Annotated in this window: 11 protein-coding genes; 2 read left to right on the top strand and 9 right to left on the bottom strand. The window is 31.4% G+C overall.

What is annotated here, in order from left to right; translation table 11 throughout:
- The 9 genes from AC30RD_RS03735 to waaC form a co-directional block, all read right to left on the bottom strand.
- On the bottom strand, window positions 1-915 hold a 915-nt coding region (locus tag AC30RD_RS03735), incomplete at its 3' end, for a glycosyltransferase family 4 protein (RefSeq protein WP_489492905.1).
- Window positions 916-973: 58 nt separating this feature from the next.
- Window positions 974-2,068 carry a glycosyltransferase gene (locus tag AC30RD_RS03730; protein WP_489492904.1) on the bottom strand — a complete coding sequence of 365 codons (1,095 nt, stop codon included), beginning with the start codon at window positions 2,066-2,068 and terminating at the stop codon, window positions 974-976.
- Window positions 2,069-2,097: 29 nt separating this feature from the next.
- Complete coding sequence (locus AC30RD_RS03725; RefSeq protein WP_489492903.1) at window positions 2,098-2,817, bottom strand: glycosyltransferase family 2 protein; 720 nt, start codon at window positions 2,815-2,817, stop codon at window positions 2,098-2,100.
- Window positions 2,810-3,268, bottom strand: coding sequence for a HepT-like ribonuclease domain-containing protein (locus AC30RD_RS03720; RefSeq protein ID WP_489492902.1), 459 nt, complete (start codon window positions 3,266-3,268; stop codon window positions 2,810-2,812). Before AC30RD_RS03720 ends, AC30RD_RS03725 begins: the two co-directional genes overlap by 8 nt.
- Complete coding sequence (locus AC30RD_RS03715; RefSeq protein ID WP_489492900.1) at window positions 3,261-3,548, bottom strand: nucleotidyltransferase family protein; 288 nt, start codon at window positions 3,546-3,548, stop codon at window positions 3,261-3,263. The genes AC30RD_RS03720 and AC30RD_RS03715 overlap by 8 nt, the downstream gene beginning before the upstream one ends.
- Window positions 3,549-3,585: 37 nt before the next feature.
- Window positions 3,586-4,638: an NAD-dependent epimerase gene (locus tag AC30RD_RS03710; RefSeq protein ID WP_489492899.1), complete on the bottom strand. Its 1,053-nt coding sequence runs from the start codon at window positions 4,636-4,638 to the stop codon at window positions 3,586-3,588.
- A gap of 46 nt (window positions 4,639-4,684) precedes the next feature.
- Window positions 4,685-6,046, bottom strand: coding sequence for a UDP-glucose dehydrogenase family protein (locus tag AC30RD_RS03705; protein WP_489492898.1), 1,362 nt, complete (start codon window positions 6,044-6,046; stop codon window positions 4,685-4,687).
- The gene (locus tag AC30RD_RS03700; protein ID WP_489492897.1) at window positions 6,047-6,943 is read right to left on the bottom strand and encodes a lipid A biosynthesis lauroyl acyltransferase; all 897 of its coding nucleotides are present in this window, start codon (window positions 6,941-6,943) and stop codon (window positions 6,047-6,049) included. It lies immediately after the preceding gene.
- A complete protein-coding gene (gene waaC, locus AC30RD_RS03695) occupies window positions 6,936-7,922 on the bottom strand; it encodes a lipopolysaccharide heptosyltransferase I (protein ID WP_489492895.1) in 987 nt (328 codons plus the stop codon). Before waaC ends, AC30RD_RS03700 begins: the two co-directional genes overlap by 8 nt.
- Window positions 7,923-7,994: 72 nt before the next feature.
- Between waaC and AC30RD_RS03690 the strand changes: the two genes are divergently transcribed.
- Window positions 7,995-8,777, top strand: coding sequence for a 3'-5' exonuclease (locus tag AC30RD_RS03690; protein ID WP_489492894.1), 783 nt, complete (start codon window positions 7,995-7,997; stop codon window positions 8,775-8,777).
- Complete coding sequence (locus tag AC30RD_RS03685; protein ID WP_489492893.1) at window positions 8,774-9,682, top strand: PDC sensor domain-containing protein; 909 nt, start codon at window positions 8,774-8,776, stop codon at window positions 9,680-9,682. The genes AC30RD_RS03690 and AC30RD_RS03685 overlap by 4 nt, the downstream gene beginning before the upstream one ends.
- Window positions 9,683-9,856 lie beyond the last annotated feature (174 nt).

Genomic DNA, 9,856 nt, shown 5'->3' with positions numbered 1-9,856 from the left:
CGCCAATACTGGTATTTTGGGTGCCATATATTCAAAAAGTTTCATTGGTGATGTCAAATACTTAGATTGAATATTTTCGCCTAATGGCAAAAGTAAAATGTTAGAATTATTTAAGACTTTTTCTACAATCTCATTTTGTTTTACAAAACCTAAATATCTCACTTTTTTAGGATCTATTTTATATTTTTCAATCAATTTTTCTATAATTTTTTTGCTTTTATTATCTCCTTTTCCGCCAGCGATCTTTAATGAAAATCTATCATCCAGTAAAGAAAATGCTTTAAATATTAGCTCTATATTTTTCCATTTGTTAAATTGTCCCAGATATGTTAAAACATAATTATCACTTTTGATGGCATTTTTGAATTTATCTATTTCGACACCGTTTGGCAATATGGTATAGCATGTTGGGGGTAATCTATTAAATTCCTTTTTAAAAAATTCTAATTGCGAATAGTTTGTAAAAATTAAGCCATCAATTTTAGAGATTAAATCAAAAAAGTAGTGTTTAGAGATATTTTTTTTAAAAATATAGGGAAAAGACTCTTCATGAAACTCGTATAATATCTTTATACTGTTTATAAATTTTTTTAAAAAAACAGTCTCTTTGACCTTTTTATAATGTCTAGTAACAACCAATGGACTTTTATCTCTATTTTTGAAAATCTCATAGAAAAAGCTAAATTTAGCAAAAATTTTATTTAATATTCTCTTTTTTCTTTTAAATAGGATAATTTCTTTCTTTTTGATAAATTCTTCTATCTCTTTAATCTCATCCAGATTTTCGTAAAATCCATACAAATATATTTTATATCCCAGTTTTGACAAATATGTATAATCTCTAATTATCTGTATAGTTTGAGCTGAAGAAAAAGTCAAATTTAGTGGATGATAATAAAAAACTGGTTTATTCATGAAATACTTTATAGGTATATAATCTTGTTTTAAATTTTAGGAAATTATAACATAAATACTATTCCAAAATTTTTTGATATATATTTATAATTTTATCCGTCATCACCTTTTTTGAATAGTTTTTTACTATATAGTCTCTTGCTTTTTTGGAGTAATTTTCTCTAAAAAAGGGATCTAGTATAAGTTTTTCCATATTTTTTACTAAGCTTTTCTTGTTGTTTGGATCTATCAAGATAAAATTGTTGTTTTTATGCAAATCTTTTGTGCTTCCTACATCAGTTGCAACTACTGGCAGCTTCATCATGAGTGCTTGCATAACCGATTGAGGTACGCCTTCATTAGAATCGGAAGTAAGCGTGAAGATATCCAGAGCTGATAAAAATTTTGCTGGTTCATTTATGTGACCTAGCATTTTGACTGAACCGCTCAATCCCTTTTCATTGATCATTTTTATTATGCTTTCTCTTCTTGGACCATCACCTGCTATCAAAAAAATGGTATTTGGATGTTTTTTTGATATTTCTTTTGCCATTTCTAAAAATAAATCATGCCTTTTGAAACCTCTTAAAACTGCAAGTATCCCTATAGCAATTTGATCTTTTTTTATCCCGAAATGCTCTCTGTTTTTCTTTTTGTCGTATTTTGAAGGATCAAAAATTTCTTCATCTATACCTGTTGGAATAGACTCTATTTTTTGTGGCTTTATTCGATTATAGCGTATCATATTCTCTTTTACGCTTTCCCCTGTAGTGATGATAAAATCGGCCATTTCGTTAATGAAGTTTAATCTTGAAGGATTAATTTTATTTGATAAATGTCGAGTTCTGATAAATTTTGCTCCGGCTATTTTAGCCGCAAATCCTCCCACCCACGTATCTTTTCCGCTGTGGGTGTTTACTATGTCTATCTTTTCATCTTTTATGATTTTCACAAGTGAAAAGAGAGTCTTTAAATCAGTGTTTCCTTTAAAAGGAAGTGTATGGACTTTAAACCCTCTTTTTATCGCTTCATCTTTGATTTTTGCATGGTTTCTGCATGCAAGTTGAAGCTCTACTCCTTTTTGACGCAGAGCTTGCATCTCTAAAATGATTCTTATTTCTTGTCCGCCCCATCCGTCAGACCATTCGGTGTGTAAAACTTTTATCTTTTTCATTTTTCTCAAAATACCTTTATCCTCCAACCTTAATTCTTCTGTCTTCCGCTTTTTTTAATATACTTCCAAAAGGTATATTGGCTATAAAGTTTTGCTATAACATATCCCTCCCAGCCGTCTAAAAAACCAAGCTTTATAATATACATTTTAAAAAATGTCCAAAAAGGATTGAGAATCGCTTTGATTTTATTGGGTTTTGCGTTTAGGGAGGAGTATCTATTTTGTTTATTTATAAACTCCTCAATATTTTCGTAAGCATAATGTATCATATGGTTTTTTAGATCCGCAACTTTTCCCTTTATGATTACTTTTTCATGAACCTCATCTTCGCTAAACCTACCTTTTTCCTTATCAAAAAGCCTAATGCTCTTATCTGGATAAAGTCCTCCATATTTTATGGGCTTTTTAAAAAAGTAGTTTAGTCTTGCAACCCTAAATGCGTCAAATTTTGGTTTTTTTAAAACTTCTTCTATCTCTTTTTGTAAATTTTTCGTTATTATCTCGTCGCTATCGAGCACAAAAACCCATCTGTTTTTGGCTAAATCTACAGCTTTTTGTTTCTGTTTGCCAAAACCTAACCATTTTTGATGATAAACTTTTGCGCCAAGATTTTTGGCTATTTTTACGGTATCGTCGCTTGAGCCACTATCAAGAACCAATACTTCATCCGCGAAAGATGCGCTTTTAATTACCTCTTCTATAAATTTTTCACTATTATAAGTAATGATAACTATCGATAACCTATTCATATGAAAAGTTTGTTTTTAAATTTTGTAAAAAAGTTACAATCTCTTTACTTTTATATTTTTTATACTCTTTAATTGTTGATTCTATTGCATCATTTATATCCGAACAATATTTAGAAATGTTTAACAAATCATTATATAATATAGGGAGCTTTTCTTTTACAATATTCCAGACTTCCTCTTCATCAATACCAAAATACTCATGTATTATTAAATTTCTAAAATTTACAATTTTTCTAAAATATTTTGGAGTACTTTTAGATAGCTCCGAATTGTTCAAAATATATTTTATCGATTCGCATATTATTTCAAGTTCTTTGATTGTTGCATCCCAATGTAGGAAACTATATCTAAATTCTTGAGCATTATTAAATATTTTTGTGTAATTTTCAATTTTTTTAATAGCTATAAAAGTATCTATAATAAAAAGAGATATACTTCTATTTTTAGACATAAATCAAATCTTTATCGATAAATTTTTTATAATAATCTCTTATAGAGTCGAAATATCCGATATCTATTTTTTTATGCAAATTTTTTTCAAGATACTCTTTGAAATCCTCTTTAAGAAAAAAATCTTTCTTTTTCATATCAATTAAAAGATCAATATCGCTATTCTCATTAGCCATATCTTTTGCATAACTTCCAAAAAGAGCAATTTTTTGTATACCATATTTTTTGAAAAAAAATTTTTTATGTTTAGCTAAAAAATTTAAAATTTCCTCTTTTTTCATAATTTATCCTAAAAAATATTTAAATTATTTTAACATATTAAACTCCATAAAACTCCCTATACCATTTAACAAATCGCTCAACACCATACTCTATAGGCGTGCCCGGCTTATAGCCTAGATCTTTTTCTAAAGAGGAAGTATCTGCCCAGGTAGCTGGAACGTCTCCGGGTTGCAGTGGTAGATAGTTTTTCTTAGCCTCTTTGCCTAGAGCTTTTTCTATAGCTTTTATAAAATCCATCAGTTCTACGGGAGAGCCGTTTCCTATGTTATATACTCTATAAGGAGCTTTACTGGTAGCGGGATCCGGTGCTTTACCGCTCCATTTTTCGTTCGGCTTAGCCGGATTGTCTATGACTCTAACTACGCCTTCGACTATATCGTCTATATAAGTAAAATCTCTTTTCATCTTTCCATAATTAAATACTTCAATAGGTTTATCTTCCAAGATCGCTTTTGTAAATAAAAATAGAGCCATATCCGGTCTACCCCATGGCCCGTATACGGTAAAAAACCTAAGACCGGTTGTTGGAATGTTATAAAGATAGCTGTATGTATGAGCCATAAGCTCGTTACCTTTTTTGCTAGCCGCATAAAGGCTTATGGGATGGTCTACATTGTGATGAACACTAAAGGGCATAGTTTCGTTAAGACCATATACGCTAGAGCTACTAGCATATGCTAAATGTTCTATTTTGTGGTGTCTGCAAGCTTCTAAAATATTTAAAAATCCAACAATATTGCTATAAATATAGGCATCAGGGTTTGTTAAAGAGTATCTAACTCCAGCTTGTGCGGCAAGGTGGCAAACTCTATCTATTTTATGATCTTCAAAAATCTTATCTATAGCTTTTTTATCCTCCAAGTTTACTCTATAAAAGATATGATTTGGATAGGTTTTACTCTCATATCTTTTATTAAACTCAAACTCTTTCTCTTTAAACCCAAGCTCTTTTAATCTACCATATTTGACGTTTATATCGTAATAATCGTTTATATTATCGATACCTATTACCTCATCGCCTCTATCAAGCAATCTTTTTGCAACAAAAAAACCGATAAATCCCGCCGTTCCAGTAATAAGTACTTTCATATTTTTCCTTGTATGAAAAATTTTTTATTTTAATATTTATTCCAATCTATCTAACGCCGATTTGATGATACTCAAACCCAAACTCTTTTAGCTTTTCTTTATTGTATTGGTTTCTTCCGTCAAATATGATAGGCTTTTTTAGTCTTTTTTTCATCTCGAAAAAATCCGGGCTTCTAAACTCTTTCCATTCCGTTACCAAAATCATTGCATCACTTCCGTTTAAAGCGTCATATTTGTTATCATAATATTCAACCTCTATATCTTTTAGCCAAAAATTTTTAGCTTCATCTATAGCTTTTGGATCGTAAGCTTTTATTTTTGCCCCTCTTTTTACAAGTTCGGTAATAATCGTAATGGATGGAGCTTCTCTCATATCATCCGTTTGCGGCTTAAAGCTTAGTCCCCATATGGCAAATGTTAAACCATTTAATGAGCCATCTTTTGAAAATCTGTTTAATATCTTGTTTAGAAAATAGATCCTTTGCTCTTTGTTTACCTCTTGGATCGCTTTTATTATTTTTGGTTCAACTCCGGCGTCAAAGGCAATTTTTTCTAAAGCCTTTACATCTTTTGGAAAGCAGCTACCGCCATATCCAACACCCGGATAAATAAAGGCATATCCTATTCTGCTATCGCTTCCGATTCCTACTCTAACCTTGTTTATATCGGCTCCTACGGCTTCGGCTATCTTTGCAATCTCATTCATAAAAGATATTTTTGTGGCTAGCATCGCGTTTGCCGCATATTTTGTAAGTTCCGCGCTTCTTATATCCATAGGAATAAATCTTTCGTGACTTCTGGTAAAAGGAGCATAAAGCTCTTTTAAAATCTCCATACTTTTTGGATTGTCGGCTCCTATGACTACTCTATCCGGTTTTAAAAAGTCGTTAACAGCATCTCCCTCTTTTAAAAATTCCGGATTGCTAACTACGTCAAATTCCATAAGTTCTTTAAATTCTCCTTCTGTTAGCTCTTTGTTTTGAGCTCTTTTTTCAAGTTCTTTTTTTATCGTTTCTCTTACTTTATCGGCGGTGCCTACAGGGACCGTTGACTTATCAACTACAATAACCGGATGAGTCATAAATCTACCTATATCTTTGGCAACGCTCAAAACATACTGTAAATCCGCGCTTCCGTCTTCGCCCTGAGGAGTTCCTACGGCAATAAATACGATATCTGAATTTTTAAGGGCATATTTAATGTCGGTGCTAAATTCAAGGGTTCCTATCTTAAAATTGTTTTTAACTATCTCTTCAAGGCCAGGCTCATATATCGGGATAATCCCGTTTTTTAACTCTTTGATCTTTTTTTCGTCAATATCTACGCATATTACGTTGTTTCCCATCTGCGCAAAACACGCTCCTGTTACAAGACCCACATATCCTGTGCCTATAACGCTTAATCTCATCTACTTTCCTTTATAAATATATTCATACTGATTTTTCCATCTTTTGTGAAACCAAAACCACTCATGAGGTTTTTCTCTTATCACTTTTTCGGTGATATCGGCTTGTGCTTGAGTGCATTTTTTTATATCTTCTTCACTATCTTTGGTTTTTGGACACTTAATTGGTTCATAAAAAGTGATTTTATATTTTTTATAATCATCTGTGGAGATGAAAACCGGTATAATTTTAGCATTAAATCTTCTTGCAAGCAAAGAAGCGCTTGGGGTATGCCTGGCTTTTTTACCGAAAAAATTTATTAATATTCCTTCGTTTTCCGCCGTGTTTTGATCAACGAGAAGTCCTAAGATCCTCCCTTTTTTTAAAGCATCTATCATACCTTTCATAGCCCCTTTTTTATTTAAAAGTTCGATATTAAACTGCTCTCTATTTTTTCTTAAAATTTCATCCATTTTTTTTGATTCAAGAGGTCTGCCGATGATGGTCATAGAGCCGAAAAAAGCGCCAATCGCTAACGGTATAAGTTCCCAATTTCCGTAATGAGCCGTAATAAGTATGATTTTTTCTTTCTTTTTGATAGCTTCGTCCAAAATTTCTCTATTTTCAAATATTATCTTTTTAGATAGATCCTCTTTGCTAATTCCTTGGTTTTTAACAAAATCGGCAAGATTATAAACTATATTTTTATAACACTTTTTTATAATCTCTTGCTTTCTTTTTTCGCTCAATTCATCTTTAAATGCAAAATCGAGGTTTATTTTTGCTATTTTTCTATGGGAGAAGTCAAAAAGATAGATGATATTGGCTAAAGTATTTAATATAGGATTTTGGATAGTTTTGGGAGTATTTATAACCATCCATCTAAAAGCTTTAAATAGATATAGATATATTTTATCCAAGTAGATCCTTTGCACTTTTTGCTATTTTTTTATAATCTATATTTTTTATTGAATCGTCTTTTTTATCAAATCTGCAATTTTTTGCGATTGACGGGGATTTAATGGCTATATTTTTTGGGGTTTGATACATTAAGGATGTTGGAGTATACCCAAAAAGAACGATCGATGCTCTATTTAGCGCCCAAGCCATATGCACCGGCCCCGTATCTCCCCCAATAACCAAGTCCATCTTTGATATAAGATATTTCAAATCGTTTAATGAGAGTTTTGGCAATACTTTTGCGTGGGTATTTTTAGCTATATAGCTCGCTTTTTTATATTCATCTTCATTTCCCCATAAAAGCAGCACGTTTTTGTTAAGTTCTTTTATAAGCTTAATATATCTGTTTGCCGGATAATTTTTATTCTCTTTGCTAGACCCTGAAACTATCAAAATATTTTTATCTTCCAAATAGTTATCTAAATATGAATAATCTTTTGATATGTCAAAAAAAAGGTATGGTTTTTTATCTAAGATCTCTTGATCTTTATAGCAAAATCCAAAAACTTTGGATACAAAATCCAAATTTCTATAAATTACGTTTTTTTCGCAAGGGACGACTATTTTTTTGTTATAAAAAATTGTCGCAAGAGACTCTTTTACGCATCCAACTTCCAAACCGTATCTATTATTCCCAAGAAAATAGGATATCAATGCCGATTTTATCAATCCTTGAATATCTAAAACATAATCAAAACTATCTAGGTTTTTTAAATAATTTATAGTATCAAATATTTTTTTTGGACTCTTTTTAATCTTTTTTAGGTCAATAGAGACAATATTGTCTATATGGGGGCTGTTTTTTAAAATCTCTTCGAAATTTTTTTGGGTAATCCACGTAATTTGCGCATCTAAAAAATGTTTTTTTATAAATTGCAAAATTATCATTGAATGGACTATATCGCCAAGGGCGCTAAGTCTGACAATTGCTATTTTCATAATTTCCTTTTGAAAAATTTTTGATATTTTATCTAATTTTGTATAATTAAGTAAAATCAAAAAAGGGTTTGGATGATTTGCGTTTTTGATTGCGAGACTATTTTGGATGCGAATCTTATTAGGAAAAGTTTTAAATATGAAGATAGTTTAAACGATTTAAACGTCAGTTTAAAGGCGATGGAGGATTATGAGGCTAAAAAAGGTACATCCTTTTTACCGATACCTTATCATAAAGTTGTAGCGATCTCAGCCGTTATTGCCGATGATTATGGAAAATTTATAAAAGTCAACTCAATAGAGGGTAAAAACGAAAAAGAGATGATAGAAAATTTTTTAAGATTTATAGATAAACACAATCCAAAACTTGTTAGTTTCAACGGAAGAGGATTTGATATACCTATGCTGTTTGTTAGAGCTTTAAAATATAATCTATCTTGCCCCGCATATTTTGAGCAGGATAATCAGATGCTTAATAAAACAAAATGGGAAAATTATAGATCAAGATATAGTGAGCAGTTTCATATAGATCTTTTGGAGGTTTTAGGACATTTTGGAGCGGTGAGAAATCTAAATCTAGATACTCTTTGTTTAATGGCCGGGATACCGGGGAAATTTGACGTAAGCGGTGATATGGTATTGGAGCTTTTTTATAAAAACGAGATCGAAAAAATCAAAGAGTATTGTGAAAGCGACGTATTAAATACATATTTTTTATATTTAAAATATGAACTTTTAAAAGGAAATATCGTTTTAGAAGACTATTTTTCTATACTTAACGAAATAAAAGAGAAACTTCCAAAAAATAAAAGTTATACTCAAGCGTTTTTGAGATTTATACAAGAGGAAACAAAATGATTGTAAGAGAGATAGATCAATATTCCGAGATTAGAACAAAAGCAAGAGCCTATCTTTGTTATCTTTTGCAAAGATATATTCCAAATTATATGCCTGAGCCTTCCCTTGAAAATATAGTAGGCGCGCTAAAGATATTGAAAAAAGAGATTCCTCAAGCCGAAGCTTTTTATGTTTTGGATAAAAGCGGTATGCAAATAATTGACGCTATATCAAACAACCCAGAATATAGAAGAGGTAAAGGTATAAACAGAAGCATGAGAGCCTATTATTATAGAGCGGTAAAAGAAAAAAGATGTATTTTAACCGATCCCTATCCTTCGCTTTTAACCCATGAATTAACCGTTACAGCCTCTTATCCAATATATAACGAAAAAAAACAGCTTGTATATATTGTCTGCATCGATATCTCCTTAAAAGATGCTTTGAAAATTTTCCATCCCTCCTCTATGGAGTCGATTTTTGGAGGGTTTTCTAAAATTTCATATTTTTTCTTTACCTTTGCTCTGTTAATGGTAGCGATACTTCTTTTTTTCAAAGGGGTTATGAGCGTTATGGTCCATGGGATTCAGTTTCATAACTTAGATATCAAAGAGATTTTTGAATCTACTATTTTAATAACCCTTTCTTTAGCTATATTTGATCTTGTAAAGACTCTGTTTGAGGAGGAGGTTTTAGGACACCATAGAAAAAGGGAGACAAGCGATATTCATAAAACTATGATTAGATTTTTAGGTTCTATTGTAATCGCATTATCCATTGAAGCATTGATGTTAGTTTTTAAGTTTGCTATAATCGGCCCTGAAAAAATCATTTTTGCCGTATATCTGGTTGGAGCCGTAACTTTGCTTCTATTTGGCCTCTCTTTTTATTTAAAGGCTATAAGAGGGTATAGAGAAGAGGAGTAATTAAAAGTAAGAAAGTTAGAGAGTGAGAGAGTGAGAAAGTGAGCGAGGGTAAGCCAAAGGCTGAAGGGAGAAGGTGGTAAGGAGGTAAGGTGGTAAGGGGATAAGGGGGTAAGGAGGTAAGCTGTTAAGAGGGCTCAATTCCCAATTCCAAATTCCCATTTACCAATGTCCAAT

The organism is Nitrosophilus sp. (genome assembly GCF_982775275.1).
The sequence above is the reverse complement of the archived record's forward strand: the minus strand, read 5'-3'. Positions and strand labels throughout refer to the sequence as shown.